The organism is Streptococcus suis, from assembly GCF_002964575.1.
GTDB lineage: Bacteria > Bacillota > Bacilli > Lactobacillales > Streptococcaceae > Streptococcus > Streptococcus suis_R.
The window spans coordinates 71,864-91,724 of the sequence record NZ_POQQ01000060.1; the positions used below are offsets into that span (position 1 = coordinate 71,864).

Below are 19,861 nucleotides of genomic sequence, written 5' to 3' on the forward strand. Positions count from 1 at the left end.
CTTACTTCTCCTCAGGATACATGGAGTGGTAGACATCTGCCAGTAGATCTTCCAGCTCCGCAATAGCGATTTCTGTCAACTCTTGCTCCTCAGCTTCTGTCAACTCTACACTCTCAATCAGATTACCGTTTTCATCCTGTAAATAGTAGCTGCCTTTACCATCCCGATTCATATCCTTGTTAAGTTGCTGGAATACATTAATCTGTCTGCCATTCAATTCATAGTTAAAACTGACAGTGATATGTATCTCTTCTGGAATAAATTTTATCCCTAACTTTTTAGAAGTTATTGCAGGAATTCGATCCATCATCTTCAAATTGTAATCATCTAGGTCGTAGCCCGCTTTCTTTACATCGTCCACATATTGTTTCCCAAAAAATCTGTCATATCTTGTCAGAGAATAAAATTGTTCATAGGTAGAAGCTCCGCTCTCATAGGTTCGCTTAAAATCACCGTAACAATACAGTCGGTAACCAAAAAAGGAAATGACTACGGTGAACATTACAAGAATAGGGACCATGATTTTTTTATGTTTTCGCAGATTATTTAACATTGATTTCTTCTCCTCATGAGATTACCATTTATTCGGAAATATCACACAGCATATCTTTATGGACATCTCAACAAGCATAACTCACTGATTATACAAAGTCTCCTCCATCGTGTCCAAAAAAACATTGATTTCTTTTTGGACAATACTCAAAAGACGCTTTTCTTCTGATTCGTGAAGTGTTAAGTTTTTCCTCTCATTTTGTTCCATTATCTGATAATAGCTACGGAGCAAATTCAGTTGCCTATCCATGACAAAAAACGCTTCAATAGTAGCATCGTTCTTTTCCACTAAAAATGAAATACTAAGTTCCTCATCGGCTTCACCTGGTGGATGAATTTTTAAATGCAAATCCCCCTCGATTTCCAAGGGGTCAATAGCTCCATCAAATCGAATAGCGCTATCCGGTGGAATCGTAAAACCAGCTTGGCGGATAACTTTCGCATATCTCTCCGAAGCCATTAGGTGATAGAAAACTTGAATCTTATCGTCATTTTTAAATGCCGTTTTTAGCTCTTGTGCACTTTGATAGCGACTATAGCTGATAAACCCCATCACTATGAGTATGATTGTAAAAAGACCGATCATTATTTTTTTAAGTACCGACATTTTGCTTCTCTCCTCTATTTAGGTAATCATAAAAATCTTTTAAAGCTTTATCATCAGCATCACTTTCTTTTCCGAAAATAATATCTAGACCAACCCCATATTTGATAAAATTACCTCCGATTGTAGGGTTCTCCATGAGATATTTTACGTTCTCTTTTCCATTTTCTCTATTTCCATTTCCCATCACTGTATAAAACTCTTCAACACGATTGATTTGATTGTCCCACTCATAGAGAATCTTCTTCCAAAACGTCATGCTCTCTAATTATACCACAATATATGACGACTCCCTTGTTCAGTATACATTCCATCTATAAACTATAAAAAGCGAACTTTTTTATTTTAAAAAGTCCGCTTTTTTCGTATTTTGTTCATTTTTCACAAATACCATGATGGTCGAAGCCTGCTATAGCCTTGATACCAAGTCCAAACAGCATCAGCCTGTTCTTTCATCAAGGGGATTTGGAGGGGATCCACCTGCTCCGCCCAAGAAAGAGCCCCCAGACTGTTCACGGTCAGATAAAGGGCTAAAAGCCTCCAAAATTCCTCTGGAATAGCTCCTGCAAAATAGGCATCCACCTGACCACGCGCAAAGGCTGGCGACAAGTCTGCCGTGAAAATCAGACGGTTGAACTCCTCCCAAGGATCTCCTATATCGTAGCGATCAAAGTCTAAAATTTTCAGTCTTCCATCCTGGCTCCGTAGAAAGTTTCCTGTATGAAAATCACCATGATGGTAGGCAATTGGTCTTCCTGCCAGCAAGTGACGATTGGCCTGGACAAAGTCTATCATGGCTTGACCATTTGGATAGGAATGACTAGCTGCTTGGTAGGCAACTAATTTATTGTCAATCTTAGCCTGATAGTAGTTGTTCCAGTCCCGTTGGCTTTGGTCAATAGGCAGGGCATGTAAGGTTCGCAAGAACTGACCTGACTGACAGCCCAGTTCATATAAGGTTTGTTCTGACATACTGGTAGCCAAATCATTCATATCCTGACCTTCTATCCATTCATAGAGGCTATGGACCGACTTCTCATCCGTCCAAAAGGCGATTGGCTCTGCCACAGGCAAACCTAGACCAAACAGGTTTTCAACTAACTGAAACTCTAATCGCTTAACCTCATAGACTGGTCGCTCTGCTATTCTCAAAAGACCAAGGCGACCATCTTCTAGCTGGACCTTATACTTTCGGTCTGTGGACCAGCCTTTGGTGAGGGGCTGACGAGATACAATCGCAACTGCCATCAGTCTAAATTAGGCTTGTAGAAGGCACGGTTGTCCATGGCAAAGATACGGTTAGTCATCTCACCTGGGCCGACCTTGTCCAAGGCCGATAGCATCATCATCATTTCCGCATCAATGTTGTCAATCATGTGGAGGATTTCCGCCTCCATAATCTGCGGACGGACAGGGCTTCCATACTCCAGCAAACCATGGTGACTGAGGATAACATGGCGCAGAACAGTCACTTCTTCCTTGCTATCGTCGATACCCAATTCCATCAAGACCTTGGTAATCTCTTCATCAATCAAGGAAATGTGCCCAATCAGATTGCCACGCACCGTATAGCCAGTGTTATCAGGTCCTGTCAGTTCGATAACCTTGGCTAGGTCATGAAGCATAATCCCTGCGAAAAGCAGGCTCTTGTTGAGCTGAGGATAAATATCACCAATTTTATCAGCCAAGCGGACCATGGTCGCTGTATGGAAGGACAAGCCTGAGTAGAAGGCATGGTGATTGGTCTTGGCCGCTGGATAGGAATAAAATTCCTTGTCGTACTTGCTGTAGAGAGCACGGACAATCCGCTGCCAAGTGGCATTTTCAATGCGGAAAATCATCTGGCTCAGATAGTCCTTGGTGTCCTTAACATCCACAGGTGGTTTTTCCTTGAAATCAGCAGGGTCATTGGGCTCGCCTGCCTTTGGCAAACGAAGAACAAGCTGGTTGACCTGAGGTGTGTTGTTGTAAACCTCACGACGACCCTGCATGTGAACAACTGTCCCCGCAGTAAAGTCCTTGATTTTCCCTGGTTGGGCATCCCAGACCTTGCCTTCAATCTCGCCCGTATCATCTTGGAAGGTCAGAGCTAGGTAGTCTTTGCCAGCTCGTGTTTGACGAACTTCAGCAGTCTTGATCAGATAGAATCCTTCGAAGAATTCATCTTTTTTCATTTGGTTAATTTTCATTATCTTCCTCATCTAATGGGGACAGGCCAAGCAGTCCCTTGGTTTGGTCATCTTCGTACAGGTCAATGGTGCGAAGACTACGCTCAATGGCGTTGGTGCGAGTGGTTAGGAGTTTGTCAATATTGCTGCTGGCTTGATTGAGCTGTTTCTGAGCCTTGACCAAGAGGTCAGAAAACTTGCCAAATTCCAGCTTGACATTGCCCAAGACCTTGGAAATATCATCAGCCGACCGTTGAATGTTGAGGGTCTTAAAGCCGACGGAGAGAGAGTTGAGCAAGGCAGAAAGTGTGGTCGGTCCTGCTACTACGATATTTTCCTGACGGCGAAGCTCATCAAAGAAAATGGGATTGCGGACCACTTCTGAATACAGCCCTTCGGTTGGCAAGAACAAGACACCAAAGTTGGTGGTTTCAGGCGGATTGAGGTACTTGCTCTGAATGTCCTTGGCAAAACGTTTGATAGCTGCCAGGAGATTTTTGCGATGGAGGTCAATCTGCTCCTTATCCCCACTTTCGTAGGCATCTTCCAAGCGATAGTAATCCGCCAGCGGAAACTTGGAATCGATTGGCAAGTAGATATAGTCGCCTTCCGTCCGTCCCGGTAGCTTGACCGCATACTCCACGCGCTCATTCGAGCCTGAAACCGTGGCAAACTCTCGCTCATATTGGCTAGGTGTCAAGATATCCTCGATAATCTGTCCCAGCTGCAATTCGCCCATGATGCCACGGGTTTTGGTGCCAGACAGAACCTTGTTAAGACTACCCACATCACGCGCCACCGTCTGCATTTCACCCAGACCACGATTGACCGATTCCAACTGCTTGGACACTGTTTCAAAGGAGGCTTGTAGGCGGGTTTGCAGGGTTTTCTCCAGCTTTTCCTCGACCGTCTGCCGCATTTCTTCCAGGCGTTTTTCATTGGACTCCTGAATGGCCTGCAAACGACGGTCGGTGGCATCTCGCGTTTCCAAGTGGCTCTTATTCAGCTCTTGACGGATGTCGGTTAGCTGTTGGTAAAGCTCCGTGCGAAGTCTTTCCACTTCCTGATGAATGGCCTGCTGCTGTTTGAGGGTTGCATTTTCTAGTTGATAGCTGAGCTGATCAGACAAGTTGTCTGCAGTGTCTTCGGCTTGATCTTGCAAAAGCAGGGCCAAGCTCTGCCATTTTCCATAAAGAAAAACCAAGGCGAGCAAGACCAGTATCAGCAAAATAAGTAAAACAATATCCATCTAATCCCTGTCCTTACTGTAGATCAGGACCACGTAGCCCTGATCCAGTTGAATGTCTATGTCCCTATCTATAAATTCGTTAGAAGCATAGCATTTTTTGAAAAAATAATTACTGGCATCCAGCGGGTACTTGGCATGACGAATGGTCAGGCGACTCTGGTCCGACGGCATAAAGGAAATGTACTTCATACCAGCAATCGGTGACAAACGGTGCTGACCTGCAGGTCGAAATCGGACGACGTTCTGACTGTCCACCAATTCAATATGCTCCATGTAGGGTGCCAAGTCGGGTTCTGCAACCAGAAAGAGATTGGCCATCATATGATCCATGCGACCACCCAAGGCTCCGTATATGCGAACCTGGGCCTGCGGATAGGCCTTGAAGATTTCCTTTAAAGCCAGCTCCAAGTCTGTATCATCTTTTTCAGCAGGAGCTTGCAAAAAACGCTCTGTTTGATCCTTTATCCGCCCTAATTCTTCAGGTGTCACCGAGTCAAAATCACCGATAGCCCAGTCAAGAGGCAGAAAATGGTCCAGAAGACGAAGAGAGCCTGCATCTACCCCCACATAGAGGTCGGCAGGCTCAGGAAGACAGTCAAAGGAACCGCCTGCAATGACAGCAACCTTAGTCATGGAGGGCAGCTCTCAATTTGGCAACGTTAGCATCCAAATCTCCTTTGAAGAGATAGGAACCTGCCACAAAGACATTGGCACCCGCATTTTTGGCTGAATGAATGGTCTTGTCGTCAATCCCGCCGTCCACTTCGATGTCAAAGGTCAAGCCTTTGGCTTCACGGAGTTTGACCAAGGCCTCAATCTTCTCAGCCACTTCTGGAATGTAGGCTTGTCCACCAAAACCTGGGTTGACCGTCATAAGTAGAACCTGATCTACCAAGTTGAGCACAGGCTCAATGGTCACAAGGGGCGTACCTGGATTGATGACCACCCCCACCTTCATACCAGCAGCACGAATTTTTTGCAGGGTCCCATGCAGGTGAACCGTTGCCTCTGCATGAATGGTTAAAATATCTGCACCTGCGCGGGCGAAACTTTCAATATGGTTTTCAGGATTGGACACCATGAGATGGCAATCGAAAACCAGCTTGCTATGAGGACGCATAGCCGCAACCACATCCGCCCCAAAGCTAATATTTGGCACAAAATGACCGTCCATGACATCAATGTGCACATACTCCACACCTGTCTTTTCTAGACGCTTGAGCTCTTTTTCAAAATTTACATAATCTGCCGCTAAAATAGACGGTGCAATCTTATAATGTGACATAGAGTACCAACTTTCTATTTGAATTTCTTACTAACCTTGGTATAGGTTTCACGCTGATTTTGGATTTCGCTGAGGAATTGGAGATAATTGTCAAAGCGACTTTGGGAAATGGCAGAGCTGGCAACAGCTTCCTTGACCGCACAATCCGGCTCATGGGTGTGGGTACAGGTCCTAAATTTGCAGTCCTGGCTGCTTTCCGCAATCTCTGGGAAACAATCTGTCAGAGCCTCCGCCTCCTTGACTTCATAGTCTAGGGATGAAAAACCCGGCGTATCCGCAATTTTCCCGCCGAAGACATTGTAGAAACTGACCGCACGAGTGGTATGACGACCACGCCCCAGACTATCTGAAATTGCCCCTGTTTCCAAGGCTAATTCTGGCGCAATGCGATTGAGAAGAGTCGATTTGCCAACCCCTGTCTGCCCCATAAAGACCGTCACCTTATCCTGCAATAATGGCGTCAATTCCTCCAAATGATAGACAAATGGATAGCCAATTTTTTCATAGATAGCCTTGAAGGCATCCATCTCCGTCCGATCCTCTACCAAGTCCATCTTAGAGATATAAATAATGGGATCCATGTCCTTCTGTTCAAGGAGAACTAGGAAACGATCGAGTAGATTGGCATTAAAATCAGGCTCTTTTGCAGACATAATAACCACCGCCTGATCGATATTGACGATAGGAGGTCGAACCAAACTATTCTTTCTCTCGTGGATTTTTAAAATATAGCCTTCTGAATTTTCCTCCGCAGAAAAATCCACAAAATCACCCACATAGGGCGTTTGTCCCTTCTTACGAAAATTTCCTCTGGCTCTGGTTTGATAAATCTGTCCATCTGCCTCAACATAGTAAAAACCAGCCAAGGCCTTGATAATTCTTCCTTGCAATGAAGACTCCTTTGTGTGTACTTGCTACCATTATACCAAATTTCCTACAAAAAAACCGCAAGCGGTTTCGATTTTACACTTTCCTCTAGTCATTTCAATGTAAAAATAGTATAATAAAAACAAGCGGAGGTGGTGGAACGGCAGACACGCATGCTTCAGGCGCATGTGCCCATCGGGTGTGAGGGTTCAAATCCCTTCCTCCGCATTATTTATAAAGGATAACCCCAAGTCAAAGTTGATGGCTTGGGGTTGTTTTTATATTTTCTCACTCATACTCAATGAAAATCAAAAACAGACTAGGCGACGCAGATGCAGATAGAACTGAAGTTCATCAAATCAAGTCAACAACGTCTGATTTTGATTTTCGAAGAGTATCAGTTTCCCATCCCGCATTTCCAAAACGTGGTCAAACACGTCTAGGATGGCTGGGTCTGATTCATGCAAGATGGTGATGATAAGTTTGTCCTCCAGCTGCAAGAGGTTGGTCAAAACCTGCTTAGTCAGGACAGGGTCTAAATGGGCGGTCGGTTCATCCAAGAGCATGACATCCTTGCCACTCATCAGGGCACGGAGCAGGCACAGGACATTTTTCTCACCTCCACTCAAGAGACTGGGGTCTGTTGTTGTACGCAAGGTGTCCTGTAAACTCATTGGCAAGCTCCTTAACAAGCCAAGCATGACATCTCTTCCCTTCTCATAGGTTCCAAAAACAGATACATTGTTTTCAAAATCGGTATGGTAAAGATGCTCAAACTGGCTGAGATAGAAGGCGGTAGCTGCTTCCATTTCATGCAAAACATCGTTTTCCAGATAGGAAACACTTCCCTTGTCCAGAGCCAGTTCCCCTGCCAACACTCGTAAAAAAGTGGATTTTCCGCTGGCTGACAGACCAATGATGGCATACTTTTTCCCCCTATCAAACCGATAGGAAAAATCTGCTACCGCTAATTCTCCCACATGATAGGCCACATCCCTGATTTCTAAAGCTGTCACATTGGGATAGCTTGGTACTTGCTCAGACAAGACCTGACCAGCAAGATAACCTTCTAGGTTGGCGACCGTTTCCTTGGTTGAATGGATAGAATTGACATCCAAGAGGATATATTTCATGGGATAGATGAAATTTTCAACATAGCTGAAGGTTGCAATGGCAGCACCGATGGTCAACTCTTTTTGCAGCAAGAGATAGCCGACCAAGCCAAAAGCCGTTAGTTGCACCAAAAACATAGAAAATCCATTGACAACATTGGCCAGGGTCTTGAATTGCCCAAAGCGAAAACGGGCCTGTTCACTTTCTTCTACTGACCTATGGTGGACACGGCTGATGTAACCGAAGGTTTCACTATTAACGCGGTTTTTAGCAGAAAAGAGGTCAGTCACCACCTGAAAATAGCGTTCCAAACTCTGTAAAAATGCCCGCTGACGCTGAGAAAGAGGACCAGAAATCCACTTGGGAATGAAGACTGCCAGAGCAGAAGATAGAATAATGCCTACCGCAACCAGCGGATGAACAAAGAGAAAGAGGGAAACCGCATAGATGAGCATACTCAAGCTAGAGCGGATAATGTCCATGAGGGGACTCAGGTAACTCTCCTCAATGGTTTCCAAATCGTTGTCAAAAATGGATAGATAGGCAGAAACATTCTTCTCTGAAAATTTGGCTAAAGGCTGTGATAACAAGTTGTTTGCCAGACCTTTTTTAGCATTGACATAGAAGCCCTGGGACACCTTCCACTCATAAACCTGGGAAATGTACTGAAAGACTGAATTGGCAATGATGGTCAAAGCGTAGGCCAACAAGAGCCAGACAAGTCCTGTCCAGCCCATCTGAAAAATATGATCAAAAAGATACTTATTTAACTCAGGCAAAACGACATTGGTCAAACTATATAAGATATGGAAAATCAACTGAATGGCAATAACTGGTTTCAATTGATAGATGATTTTTTTCATGTTCTTTTACCCCTACATTCAATTTAGGACAACAGGGTTCTGATTGTTTAAGATCTTGTTATTATTATATCATGTCTTTATCTTTTGTGTCCTTTTTCTCATAAAACAAACCAAGCCAGCATGCTGACTTGGTCGTGTTTTTATTCTGTTGTTTCTGTCGCCACATTGAAAAAGTCTTTGTATTTCAAAAGGTAACCTTTTCCTGTGGATAGGTCATATTGGACCAGTTTGAGTTCTTCTGCTACTGTTGCATCGCGCTCAGCCTGCCCTACACGGTCCTTGTGGAGCACTTCTGTCAAGAGAGCGTAGTAAGGACTGACCTTATTATTGGTCGTCTCCAGCATCAGTGCATTGAGATCGCTAGAATTGACCAAATCATAATGGTAGTCTTCCGTTTCAAAATTACTCCAAACGAAATAGTCGGTCTTATATTGCAGACTTGGGTCCGTCACAAAGGCAGACTCTGGATAGAGACCTGGCAGGTGGTCACCGTAAAAGACGACTGTCACTTTTTTATCCAAGGCCTTGAGCTGGTCCAGAAAATCCCTGGTCGCCTGGTCCGTAAAGGATAGGAGACGAACATAGCTATTAAGGTTTTCATTCTCCTCAGCTGTGAAGCCCTCACCCGAAGCCGTAATACTAGCTGGCTCTAAGGAATTCCACTGCACATGGTTCTGCATGGTAATGGCAGACACAAATTTATTGTCTGTAGAACGAACCTGCTCCAAAATCAAGTCATAGGTCTTTTTATCACTGATAAAATTCCCTTGATAATCTTCAGCTGTTACTGTCAGAGGATAAGCGGCACTATTGAGAGTGTAGAATTGCTCAATCCCTAATTGCTTATAGATCGAATTTCGATTATAACTGGTATCGTAGTAGGGGTGGATGGCGACACGATTATTTGCTGGATAGAGGTCACTGATACTTGGCAACTTCTTCATATTCGGCGCCACATCCAGATAGACGGACGAAATGGACGAGTTGTAATTGTAGAAGGGCAGACCACTGTAAACCTGAAACTCGATATTAGCCGTACCACCGCCATAGTGGTCACTCTTCATCAAGCCACTGGTAGTCTGGCTCATGATGTACTCGATATTTGGAAGGACATTTTGACTAAGGCTCACACCAGGAATCCGACGTGGATCAGCCAAACTCTCACTAAGAATGTAGATAACCGTCTGGTCAGTCACTTGACCTGTCCGTTCCGCATTGATCTCCTCGGCCAGGGCGGTGTATTTCTTCACAATGGCCTTCATAGTTTTTTCAGAGTAATTTTCAGGCTTTTCCATACTGGTCTTGCTGAGCTGTTGCAACCAGAGGAAGGATAGGGTGCGATAGCGCGCCACAAAGGCATAACCCTTCCAGTCTACGTTACGCCAGTTATTGACCTGAGAAAGAATAGGAATCCAACCAACAATCTTATGGTCTTTCTCATTGCGAATCGCCCAACCCATTCCCAAAATCAAGGAAACAATGACTGAAATTCCTGCCAACCGTTTCCAGATGGATTTGACAATCTGCCCTTGGAAGTACTTCTTATGAATCCGCCTGTAAACAAAGAATAGGATGACCAAGAAGACAAGCGATACCAAGACAACCCGCAGACTGATAAAGCTGAGAATCATCCCCATGTTTCCAATCCATTTGAAATCGTTGGGGGTCATTGGCTCCGAACGGTAGCGGAATTTAAGGAAATTGGCCGCAATCAAGGTCACATTTAAACCAGCAATAACGGCAACAGATAAGATTTGACGGTTGATAACCAAGCTAATGATGACATTGAGGAAAAATAGGCAGGCAATCTGGAAGACAATAGCTCCTGGAAAGAGGTGGCGTGTGAAATAAGAGCCCGTTCCCCCAGCCATAGAAGCCTGATAACCAATATGCGATAGCGTAGCCAGTGCCAAGCTGATAAAGAGCATACTGTGGACATTGGTCCGATTGGCCTTAAATTCCCCAAAAGCCTTGTAGAGATAGCGAAGAAAAATGTAGGTTCCTATAAAATGAATGAGGGCAAAAATTGGTGTTTGGATAAAGAAATCCACATAGGAGCCATTTTCAACCAAACTCTCATAATGGCTATCTTTCCAGTAAGAAATAGCCAACGGACTGAGAGAAAGTAAGCTGGTCAAGAGCAAGTAGCTATCTGGCACCAGATGACTGGCCGACCACTTACTTAATTTTTCTCTGATTCCTGCATTCTTCCGCCACAAAAATGCCAACAATACTGGAAGAAGCAACATCAATAGAAGTTCAAACTGAAAGAGATTATTACGGAAAATATTCCAGGGTTGATACTTCTTGGCATTGAGCCTATAGACCAGATTGACAAGATATAGAAAACCTAGAAAATAGCCGACATACTTGGCAAAGGTTTTGGTCTTTACAAACTTCTCATATGTATCAAGCAAGACCAATACATAAAAGGTAAAAATAAGATAGGCAAGCAAGGTAAGGGGGACAAACCAGAGCGGAAAAGATACCCCGCTTAGCAAGAGGGCCCGTCCCATCGCCAGCAAAACAGTCATGACCATGACCAGAATAAATTGCTTGCATGCCTGGGGATTGATTTGTTTCATAACATTTCTCTCTTAGGAAAGATTTGATTTTCGGTAGGCAAAAACATAGTAAATCAACCAGAGTAGCCATCCAGTCAAACTGATAATGATAACTGGCCATAACCACCACTGTTGCTTGTAGGATAGGACAAGGGTATTCTGTCCTTTTTGGCTAGTAACCGTTGGCACTCCGATAGTGGAAAGTTCCAATTCTTCTCTATCCAAGACCTGTTCATTCAAAACCAGCTGACTATCTTGGTAGACAATGATTGGCACAGCAGTTTCTTCTGCTTCCGACGCCGTCCAAGTCACCACCAGCTGATTGCCATCAACTGCTTTGGTAAAGTCTTGATTTGGCAAAATCACTTGGTCACGATAGGTAAAATAGGTATTGTCCGACTCTTCATTGGTAATGTGACCTGTGCTATCTGACAAGTCTGGTACATAGTCTGGCGTTGATTTCTGAGCAATGTGGATAAAGTCACCCAAGTCTTTGGAATGGAAGGAATCCCGTAACTCCTCCGTCGTGCCGTACAAGGTCGTATGAATGCGTTTTTGCAGGAAAGTATCGCTGTAGTAATGCCCATTGATTTCCTTAAAACTTTCATTCCAGAGGAAACCGACCGAAACAAGCAAGGAGGCAAGAGCCACACCTGAAAAGATTTTCTGCAGTTTGTCGGACAAGCCAGACACCTGAACTCCTACGACTGCCAGTAAAAGAGCATTGGCGTAGAGGAAAAAGCGGAAGGGAAATTGAATCAATTCGACGAGTGTCATTCCTTTCCCTGCAAACAACTGCCAAGGGAAAAGGTTGGTTGACAAGATTAAAAATACTGCGTAGGTCAAAGCAAGTCCACCCAGAACCAGCGATTGTTTCTTCCAATTTTTCACCAAGAAATAGAGATAGATTCCAAAGAAAATTGGCAAGGGATAGGGATAGTATAGAAAGGCTGTTTTGAGCCAGGTTACAGTATTGAGGACAAATTTCTTATTAACAAACGGTGGCACCAAGGTGTTGGTCGCGTTGATAGAAATAAGTGGCAACCAGATGTTGATGGTCAGAAGCAAGAAAATGCACACTGATAGAGCCACTTGTCCAATAATCTTCATTTTTTGGTCTGATTTCCACCAACCAATAAGAAAGAGAACACCATAGGCAATGACCAAGAACAAGGTTGATAGCATATGAACCTGCAACATGAGCCCTACCGCTCCTGCCATAAGGAATATCGGTACTTTTTTAGTCTGTAGGAAACGAACCGCAGGAATCAAACAAAGCGGAAAGAGGGCCACTCCCCAGCTGGTAAATCCTTGAGTTGCCCACCAATACTGAATGGAGTAAGTCGTTACAAAGAAGAGGGACAGGAGGATGGAATGAGCATATTTGACCTTGACCTCACGCATGAGGAGATAGAGGGAGGTCGCACTCAGAGTGCCCAAAAGAAGGTTGGACAAAACCTGATAGCGGAACCAGGTCCCACTTAAAAGAACTAGCGCTCCTTGTAGATAGGCAAAATAAGGTCCGTAGAGAGCATTGACAATCCGTCCTGACTGCTGATAGCCATACAAACTGATAATATAGGAGAAATTCCCCTCCTTCATCTGCATAGCCGCATCATAGAAACGATTGTAGTGGAAAATCAAGTCCGCACCTGTCACCATGCCTTTAGTTAGCAAGTGGGGAACCAATAACAATAAAGAAAAGCCCACAAATAGACCAATGGCAACTAAATGGGGATGCTTTTTTAACATGTTTTTGAACATAAGGATACCTTCATAAAAAAAGAGGGAAACCCTCTCTTGTTTTTGTAAATATTCTGCCAATTTGCAGACAATATTTTTCAAAAGTTAGTCATATTTCAGTATAGCAAGCTTTCTCCCCACTGTCAACGAACAAGGCAAGGTCTTTCCGATTTCACTCTGGACTGGCAAATTTAGGATTGGCTCTGCGACTGGCTAGACCTGTCTTTTCCTGGACCAGCTGGTAGCTGGCTTGGACTTCTTCTGGAATGTCGATATGGGCCAAATAGTTGGCTCCTCTTGGTCCGTAGCCCTCTTCGTCATCTCGCAGGCGGGGAATTTCGCCTAAAAGCAGGCTGAGGTAGCGGTCTATGTCCCACATACCCAAGGGAGCATCTTCATACTGGAGCTGGCCCTCTTCCTCCCTGACAGTCACTTGGTAGCTAGCGTAGTTGAGCAAGAGTTTACCCGCTGCGTACTTCTTCATCGTTGCCCACATCCGACGCTGCATGGTGGCATCTTGCATGAGCAGAATGGACTGAAAATCAATGCCCTTATCAGCTAGCAAGTCCAGTAGGTAGGTGACATTATTACCGCAGTTGGTGGACTGGGTTTCTAGAAAATCAGCTGACAAACCATACTTCTGCTCCAGGTAGGCTTGAAAAATCTCTGCCTCGGTCAAACCTGTCGGATCCAGCTGGGGAAAATGGTCCCGCACCTGTTGGCGAAGTCCGTTGGTCGTGTGACCTGCTCCACCTACGATGATGTAGGTCTTGGCGAGCTTATTTTGAATAGCCTCTGCCAGTTGGTCACCGCCTGCTAGAATGGAGCCGCCAAAAAAGGCTAGAACATCTACTTGTCCTAGTCCTTGCTCTGCTGGAAGAGCTTGTCTTGTCAAGGAGGATAGATCCCGCGGTCCACAAAACTGGGCTAATTGATTAACTGCCTGTGCTAGTATCATGATAAGCCAACTTCCTGGAGGCTGTCAGACAAACGCGCGAAGTCAGCCATGGAAAGTGCTTCTCCACGGACACTGGCTTCCAGCTCTGCCATGTCAAGTGCCTGTGTCAGCTTGTCCTTGACTTCTTCGGACTTGCCAAAATGGTTGGTCAGATTGTTCCACAGGGTCTTGCGGCGATGCACAAAGCTGGCCTTGGACACCCGGAAGAAGAAATCTTCGTCTTTGACGCTGACCATGGGTTGCTCGCGGCGAACCATTTTGAGAATGGCGGAGTCCACGTTTGGTGCGGGCACAAAGACGGTGCGAGGCACGATGAAGGCCACCTTGGCAGTCATGTAGTACTGGACTGCAATGGACAGGCTGCCGTAGGCCTTGGTGTTTGGCTCGGCAGAAATGCGGTCGGCCACCTCCCGCTGCATCATGACCACGAACTCGCTGAAGGGAATCTTGCTCTCAATCAGGTGCATGAGGATAGGGGTGGTGATGTAGTAGGGCAGGTTGGCCACGACCTTGATAGGCAGGTCAGGATTTTTGAAATTCTGAATCTGGGTCTGCAGGTCGGTTTTCAAGATGTCTTGGTTGACCACTGTCACATTGTCAAAGCGACCCAAGGTGTCCGCCAAAATCGGAATCAGGCGGTCGTCAATCTCAAAGGCCATGACCTCGGCAGCATTTTCCGCCAAAAACTCGGTCAAGGCCCCAATTCCAGGACCAATCTCGATGACATTGACATTCTGGTCAATCTCTGCCGTGTCCACAATCTTCTGTAAAATATTGGTATCGGTCAAAAAGTTCTGACCGAAGGATTTCTTAAAGGTAAACCCGTGGCGTTCAAGGACGGCCCGAGTAACGTTTTTGTCTGCGATTCTCATGTGTGTTTCTCTTTTCTTGCCAAATAACTCTCTGGACTTGTATGGTATTTAAAAAATAAAAAATTATTACCGGATTTGTCAATCATACTTTTTATAGAAAGGTTAGCATTTGTAATCAGGTGATTTTTTGTAAAGTAAGTAGCTACTTCGCTACCATTGTTTAGAATTTGCCATACAACATTATTTCCTCTGATGCTCGGTAAATAGGTCCTAGCTTCTAAAAATTTGATTAAACCAGTTACAGTCATATCACCTGGAATGTCAATTTCGCCAGAATGTGGCAAAACATCGTCACCCATACAGACGGAAGTCCTATCTACTTGTATTTTCATTTTATTTTCCAGCTTCTACACGGTAATCATTATACTTCTCACTCACTTTTTTCATGGTCTCAAAAGATTCTTGACTAACATAACAACCCGCTTCATGATACTGAGTTCCATTGATAATGTAGTCGTATAGTGAGATCATACCTCCAGCAGGTTCAATCATGCCACTCCACTTCTCATCAAAGACCATTCTCAAACGCTTCCAATCTGTAAAGATTGAGATAGCATCTCGTTCCTCTTTTCCCTTCCTTGTTGGAAGATTAAAGCTAGCTCCCCCTTGCAAGACCGTTTCTGCTGCCCCATCATTTTTTACAGGGAAATTCTTATCAGGCTGCATGGGAATAAGGAAGGTAGCCTTTGGTATTTCTCTGGACAAAAATCCATAATAAAGTCCGTAGACCAATTCTTCATCTTTCGTCTCAGGTTTCCCCATCTGCCCCATTAGGAGCAACCAACGGACTACGTCTGGGTTTGTGATAGGGATTTGTATCTCAGGCACATCAGAAAAATCCGGTGCCTCTACCAAGTTTTGAGCCTTGATACAGGTGTGTTCTGAATTCAGAATAACCCCCATGGCTCCATTTAGATAAAAGCTAGAACCTAAGAAGTTTTTAATACCTTCTCTATTTTCGCCATTTTCAATCAATCTCACCTCTGTATTTGGTTGCTGATCAATGGCTTCTTTATAATGCGTATACCAACGACGAGTCAATACTTGGATTTGAGGATCTGTACAAAGATATCCTGCCTCTCCTCGATCTACTGTTGTTGAGAACATATAGGGTTCCCCCGTCCGCTGTGAAAATACCACAAAGATTGATTCCACATCCAAAAGCTTATCTTTTATTACTCCTTCAAGATGAGCAATCTTACGAAGGTTACTCTGGTAGTCTTCTTCGCTTTCCTCTTCCTGATGGTGACGACACTCCCACAAAAACAAGCGTAATATTTCAATGCTATCATCCAGACTTGCACACAGATAATCCTCATTGCTCATATCGCCAGCTTGTCCCTTGACAAAAACCCTATACAAAGCATCAGTATAACTGGATAGGCGCTGCCTTTCATCTATATCCTTGGTATGTAGGACACTACCTTTTTTAAGATGTGCTAACGCATCAGAAGCATTGATAAAAAGATGAACGATAGGCTCATCAATCAAAAATTGAGCCTCTTGATAACCATTACTCAACTTTTCAACAATTACTTCTCCTAGGGAATCAAGGCCTTCATCTACATTGCACAGTTGCAAGACTGCACCGACCTCCATCCTGCCCTTCAAGTGACCAATAATCAGGAATTGGTTGGATTTTTTGAGAGGAAAAAAATCCATTACTCCGAAACAAGCACTGGTCACTTCTTTCTTCTCTTCTTTCCTCCAAAAATCAAATAACCCCATCTTCTATCCTCCAGATTTAACTTCTCACTCAATTCTGAAATAATTCTCAGCTCCATCGCGGTAGCTGCCATTTCCAGCTATTCTTTCGTTACCGATTCTCCCCCTTCCACTCGCCGTCTTCAAACCAATAATAATTCTCTGTCAATTGTGGTTGTTCAAAGATTTCCAGCATGGATTCAAAACCGTCTGCCAACGGAACATTCTTCAAATCCTCACGGTCAAGCCAGAAGACCTTGCCCTCATCTGAAGATTGAATAGAACCTGAAAAATGGCTGGTTTTGTAGCAAAATACCAGATAGCGATAGTGGTCAGTTGGATCCGTCCAGTTTTGAATGCCACAAAGCTCGAGATTGGACACCGTCAAACCTGTTTCTTCCTTGATTTCACGAACGACGGAGGAAACAATACTCTCGCCACGTTCAACATGGCCACCAGGAAATGTAATTCCAGGCCACTTTTCAGACTTCCTATCCTGGACTAATACCTGCTGACCGTCTGTAATCATGCACATATTGGTTAGGATGACTTGTTCTATCCTATTCATACTCCCTCACTTCAACAACTTGACATAATCACTCTTGGTTGCAAAAAGATGACCCACTCGAACTTCATTTTCTACCACGCGATAGAGGGCGATGTAGTCTTTTCCAATGACATAACCTCTAGTCAGATGAGGCGGGTCTATCTGCTTACCAAAACGATTATCGGCGTTAAAACCACGTTCAGGAAAAATTTGCAAACTCTCCAATGCTTCGACAATCATACCAATTCGTCTTTTAGCAATTTCTTCTGAGAACTGTTCCGAAAAATAGGCGTAAATATCTGCCAATTCCTTATCCACTGCTGGAGCAAGTATCACTGAATAAGACTCAAATTCCATACTTCTCTTTGACACTTTCTAGGCTGATCCCTTGACCTGCCTCAATCGCCTGTTGGTTTTCCTGAATTTCCTTTTGAAGTTGTAAAAACAACTCTTCTCTTTCCAACTCTTCTTCTGTCAGAATGGGCAACTCATTTTTTACAGCAATGTTTTGCAAGAAGAGATTGAAACCAGAGGTCAAATCCAGCTGGTTCATAGCAAATACTTCCTTGGCTTTCTCTAAAAGTCTAGAGTCGGTTTTAAAATTTACTTGGGCATCTTTGTTTATAGTTATCAATCTAGTCCACCTCCTAGTTTTCTATATTGTAACACGAATAGATCTCAGTAGCAATCTTCAAAAAAGCAGAAATAGTAACATTTCCGCTCTAGATTGTTTATCTCCCCAAATCATCAAAATAATAGAGATTCAAAAATTCCTCCTCAGTAACTGGACGTTCAAAATTATAAAACCAGCGATAGACTTCCACGGCTGGCACATCAAACTCCACCCTATCGTCCATTTCTTGCACACCGACAATATGAAACAAACGGCTCTGCTTCCAAATACCATCCGCATTGACATAGCCATCTTCAACTAGACCACGCAAATAGGCTGCTAGTTTATTCTTATCAACCTGCTCATCCTCCCAAACAAGAACATTAGCAGGCAGCAAGTAGGTCACTTCTTCATAAGATGAGTAATTCTCATAAGTAGGCTCAAACTCGTTTTTTACCAAGCACTTAACAGCGTAGACCCTATCCATGATAGCTCTCCATTGCCTCCTCAACTTCCGCCAGACCAATCCCAAACAGCTCCAAGCGTTTGAGCAGTTGCTTGCCGTTGCAGTAGCCGATGCGGAGCTTTTCTCCCAGATACTCCCTCCGCTTGCGACTGTCTCCGCCCATAAGCAAGCCTAGGCGCATCAGATCTGACTTGGTGATGTCAAAGTTATTTTCATCATCGTAGTAACCACGCACGCCTGCGAGGGCTTTTTCCAAGTCCTCAAAGCTGGCGTGCTCAATGCCCAAGGACCGCCCTTTTGTTTTGGACTGGGGCCTGGCCTCGTCCCGCTGTAAAAAGGCGTGTTTGACCGTGGGAATAGCCTGCATAATCATTTTCCGAATCCGCTCTCCATTGTAGTCTGGGTCAGTAAAGACAATAATGCCCCGCAGGTCATGGAGTTTCTCGATGCGTTCCAAGTCATCGTCTGATATGGCAGAACCTCTGGTTTCGTAGGTATCCACCTCATAAAATCGTTTTAGGTTTGCTGTATCGTCTTTTCCCTCAACAACGAGGACTTCCTGTATCTTAATTTTCTGAGTCAATTCTGAACAAGCTCCTTGCATTCTCGTAGGTCGCCCTCGCCACTTCTTCGACCGACTGGTTGCGAAGCTGGGCCAGCATTTCCACCACATATCGAGTGTAGCCGGTGCGATTTTCCCGACCACGCTTGGGAACAGGCGCCAGGTAGGGTGCATCCGTTTCGACTAGGATTTTTTCTAGGGGTAATGCTTGCGCCGCTTCCTGAAGTTCGACAGCTTTCTTAAAGGTCACCACTCCCGAGAAGGAGATGTGCATGCCCAGGTCCATGAAGGCCTGAGCCTCCTCCAGAGTGCCAGAGAAGGAGTGCATGATGCCTCCACGCGGACCGACGCCGACTTCCTTGATGATCTGGTAGGTATCTTCCAGAGCGTCGCGGGTATGAACCACAAAGGGTAAGTCCAACTGCTTGGCCAGCTCCATCTGTCGCTTGAAAACACGAGCCTGGGTTTCCTTATCTGCCGTCATCCAGTAGTAGTCCAGCCCAATCTCCCCCAGGGCAATGACCTTGGGATGCTTAAGAGCCTTGAGTAGATAACGTTCAACTTCTTCATCATAAGTGCCAGCCTCTGTCGGATGCCAGCCCAATGTCAGATAAATTTCAGGATGCTGGTCAGCCAGTTCCATAGCCTTGTCAATGGTTGCTCGGTCAAAACCGACCACATTGTGGAGGGTGACCCCCATTTCCTTGGCAAAGTCTAATTCCTCTTGGACCCGACCGTCAAACTGCTCAACGTTGAGGTGGGTGTGGGTATCAAATATCTGTATCATGATTCTATTGTACCATATTTCAAGCCATTCTTTTCCTACGAAAAAACCAGCAGACTCGAGTTTCTGCTGGTTTTAGTTGTATTCTTATGCTACTGTAAGAACTTTACGTCCCTTACGGCGACGAGCTGCTAACACGCGACGGCCGTTTTTAGTTGCCATACGGCTACGGAAACCGTGTTTGCGTGCGCGACGGATTTTACTTGGTTGAAAAGTACGTTTCACGATGAATACCTCCTCTTAGATTCTTGTATTCGTTTAGCCGGCTAGTTTTGATCAGTTACTAAACATACCAAACTATTTTATATAAATTCTGGGGGTTTGTCAAGCTATTCTTTCCTATTTTC

General features: G+C 44.5%; 23 protein-coding genes and 1 tRNA gene. 1 reads left to right on the top strand and 23 read right to left on the bottom strand.

The window, feature by feature from the left end:
* Position 1: 1 nt before the first annotated feature.
* From C1E58_RS08985 to rsgA, 9 genes are all read right to left on the bottom strand, one after another.
* Positions 2-553: a hypothetical protein gene (locus C1E58_RS08985; RefSeq protein ID WP_105114324.1), complete on the bottom strand. Its 552-nt coding sequence runs from the start codon at positions 551-553 to the stop codon at positions 2-4.
* A gap of 81 nt (positions 554-634) precedes the next feature.
* Complete coding sequence (locus C1E58_RS08990; protein WP_105114323.1) at positions 635-1,159, bottom strand: thiol-disulfide isomerase; 525 nt, start codon at positions 1,157-1,159, stop codon at positions 635-637.
* A complete protein-coding gene (locus tag C1E58_RS08995) occupies positions 1,146-1,415 on the bottom strand; it encodes a hypothetical protein (RefSeq protein WP_105114322.1) in 270 nt (89 codons plus the stop codon). The genes C1E58_RS08990 and C1E58_RS08995 overlap by 14 nt, the downstream gene beginning before the upstream one ends.
* 122 nt (positions 1,416-1,537) lie before the next feature.
* Complete coding sequence (locus C1E58_RS09000) at positions 1,538-2,404, bottom strand: aminoglycoside phosphotransferase family protein (protein ID WP_105114321.1); 867 nt, start codon at positions 2,402-2,404, stop codon at positions 1,538-1,540.
* Entirely contained in the window at positions 2,404-3,345 is a 942-nt protein-coding gene (locus C1E58_RS09005) for a 3'-5' exoribonuclease YhaM family protein (protein ID WP_105114320.1), read from the bottom strand. The genes C1E58_RS09000 and C1E58_RS09005 overlap by 1 nt, the downstream gene beginning before the upstream one ends.
* Positions 3,335-4,573 carry a DNA recombination protein RmuC gene (locus C1E58_RS09010; protein ID WP_105114319.1) on the bottom strand — a complete coding sequence of 413 codons (1,239 nt, stop codon included), beginning with the start codon at positions 4,571-4,573 and terminating at the stop codon, positions 3,335-3,337. The genes C1E58_RS09005 and C1E58_RS09010 overlap by 11 nt, the downstream gene beginning before the upstream one ends.
* Positions 4,574-5,206: a thiamine diphosphokinase gene (locus C1E58_RS09015; protein ID WP_105210105.1), complete on the bottom strand. Its 633-nt coding sequence runs from the start codon at positions 5,204-5,206 to the stop codon at positions 4,574-4,576. It abuts the gene before it with no gap.
* Positions 5,199-5,858: a ribulose-phosphate 3-epimerase gene (gene rpe / locus C1E58_RS09020; protein ID WP_105210106.1), complete on the bottom strand. Its 660-nt coding sequence runs from the start codon at positions 5,856-5,858 to the stop codon at positions 5,199-5,201. Before rpe ends, C1E58_RS09015 begins: the two co-directional genes overlap by 8 nt.
* Positions 5,859-5,872: 14 nt before the next feature.
* Positions 5,873-6,748 carry a ribosome small subunit-dependent GTPase A gene (rsgA, locus tag C1E58_RS09025; RefSeq protein ID WP_044770919.1) on the bottom strand — a complete coding sequence of 292 codons (876 nt, stop codon included), beginning with the start codon at positions 6,746-6,748 and terminating at the stop codon, positions 5,873-5,875.
* 123 nt (positions 6,749-6,871) lie between these two features.
* On the opposite strand from rsgA, the gene C1E58_RS09030 reads away from it, so the two are divergent.
* A tRNA-Leu gene (locus C1E58_RS09030) sits at positions 6,872-6,953 on the top strand.
* A 131-nt stretch (positions 6,954-7,084) separates the two neighbouring features.
* Here C1E58_RS09030 and C1E58_RS09040 read toward each other — a convergent pair.
* The 14 genes from C1E58_RS09040 to rpmH all read right to left on the bottom strand — a co-directional run bounded on the left by C1E58_RS09040 (position 7,085) and on the right by rpmH (position 19,739).
* A complete protein-coding gene (locus C1E58_RS09040) occupies positions 7,085-8,701 on the bottom strand; it encodes an ATP-binding cassette domain-containing protein (RefSeq protein ID WP_105210107.1) in 1,617 nt (538 codons plus the stop codon).
* Between the two features lie 140 nt (positions 8,702-8,841).
* Complete coding sequence (locus tag C1E58_RS09045; RefSeq protein ID WP_105210108.1) at positions 8,842-11,286, bottom strand: LTA synthase family protein; 2,445 nt, start codon at positions 11,284-11,286, stop codon at positions 8,842-8,844.
* A gap of 12 nt (positions 11,287-11,298) precedes the next feature.
* Positions 11,299-13,029, bottom strand: coding sequence for a hypothetical protein (locus tag C1E58_RS09050; protein WP_161951294.1), 1,731 nt, complete (start codon positions 13,027-13,029; stop codon positions 11,299-11,301).
* A 151-nt stretch (positions 13,030-13,180) separates the two neighbouring features.
* Positions 13,181-13,966 (bottom strand): ElyC/SanA/YdcF family protein, encoded by a 786-nt coding sequence (locus C1E58_RS09055; protein ID WP_105210110.1) that lies wholly within the window; start codon positions 13,964-13,966, stop codon positions 13,181-13,183.
* On the bottom strand, positions 13,963-14,838 hold the full coding sequence (gene rsmA / locus C1E58_RS09060) for a 16S rRNA (adenine(1518)-N(6)/adenine(1519)-N(6))-dimethyltransferase RsmA (RefSeq protein WP_105210111.1): 876 nt from the start codon (positions 14,836-14,838) through the stop codon (positions 13,963-13,965). The genes C1E58_RS09055 and rsmA overlap by 4 nt, the downstream gene beginning before the upstream one ends.
* A complete protein-coding gene (locus tag C1E58_RS09065) occupies positions 14,835-15,170 on the bottom strand; it encodes a hypothetical protein (RefSeq protein ID WP_105210112.1) in 336 nt (111 codons plus the stop codon). Before C1E58_RS09065 ends, rsmA begins: the two co-directional genes overlap by 4 nt.
* A 1-nt stretch (position 15,171) precedes the next feature.
* Positions 15,172-16,566, bottom strand: a complete 1,395-nt coding sequence (locus C1E58_RS09070) for a hypothetical protein (protein ID WP_105210113.1) — start codon at positions 16,564-16,566, stop codon at positions 15,172-15,174.
* An 88-nt stretch (positions 16,567-16,654) separates the two neighbouring features.
* Complete coding sequence (locus C1E58_RS09075; RefSeq protein WP_105210114.1) at positions 16,655-17,110, bottom strand: 8-oxo-dGTP diphosphatase; 456 nt, start codon at positions 17,108-17,110, stop codon at positions 16,655-16,657.
* 6 nt (positions 17,111-17,116) lie between these two features.
* Entirely contained in the window at positions 17,117-17,446 is a 330-nt protein-coding gene (locus C1E58_RS09080) for a type II toxin-antitoxin system RelE/ParE family toxin (RefSeq protein ID WP_105210115.1), read from the bottom strand.
* Entirely contained in the window at positions 17,436-17,723 is a 288-nt protein-coding gene (locus C1E58_RS09085; RefSeq protein WP_105210116.1) for a toxin-antitoxin system antitoxin subunit, read from the bottom strand. Before C1E58_RS09085 ends, C1E58_RS09080 begins: the two co-directional genes overlap by 11 nt.
* Positions 17,724-17,820: 97 nt before the next feature.
* On the bottom strand, positions 17,821-18,189 hold the full coding sequence (locus tag C1E58_RS09090) for a hypothetical protein (RefSeq protein ID WP_105210117.1): 369 nt from the start codon (positions 18,187-18,189) through the stop codon (positions 17,821-17,823).
* Complete coding sequence (gene rnmV, locus C1E58_RS09095) at positions 18,182-18,751, bottom strand: ribonuclease M5 (RefSeq protein WP_105210158.1); 570 nt, start codon at positions 18,749-18,751, stop codon at positions 18,182-18,184. Before rnmV ends, C1E58_RS09090 begins: the two co-directional genes overlap by 8 nt.
* Entirely contained in the window at positions 18,735-19,517 is a 783-nt protein-coding gene (locus tag C1E58_RS09100; protein ID WP_105210118.1) for a TatD family hydrolase, read from the bottom strand. The genes rnmV and C1E58_RS09100 overlap by 17 nt, the downstream gene beginning before the upstream one ends.
* Before the next feature lie 84 nt (positions 19,518-19,601).
* On the bottom strand, positions 19,602-19,739 hold the full coding sequence (gene rpmH / locus C1E58_RS09105; protein WP_002939016.1) for a 50S ribosomal protein L34: 138 nt from the start codon (positions 19,737-19,739) through the stop codon (positions 19,602-19,604).
* Positions 19,740-19,861 lie beyond the last annotated feature (122 nt).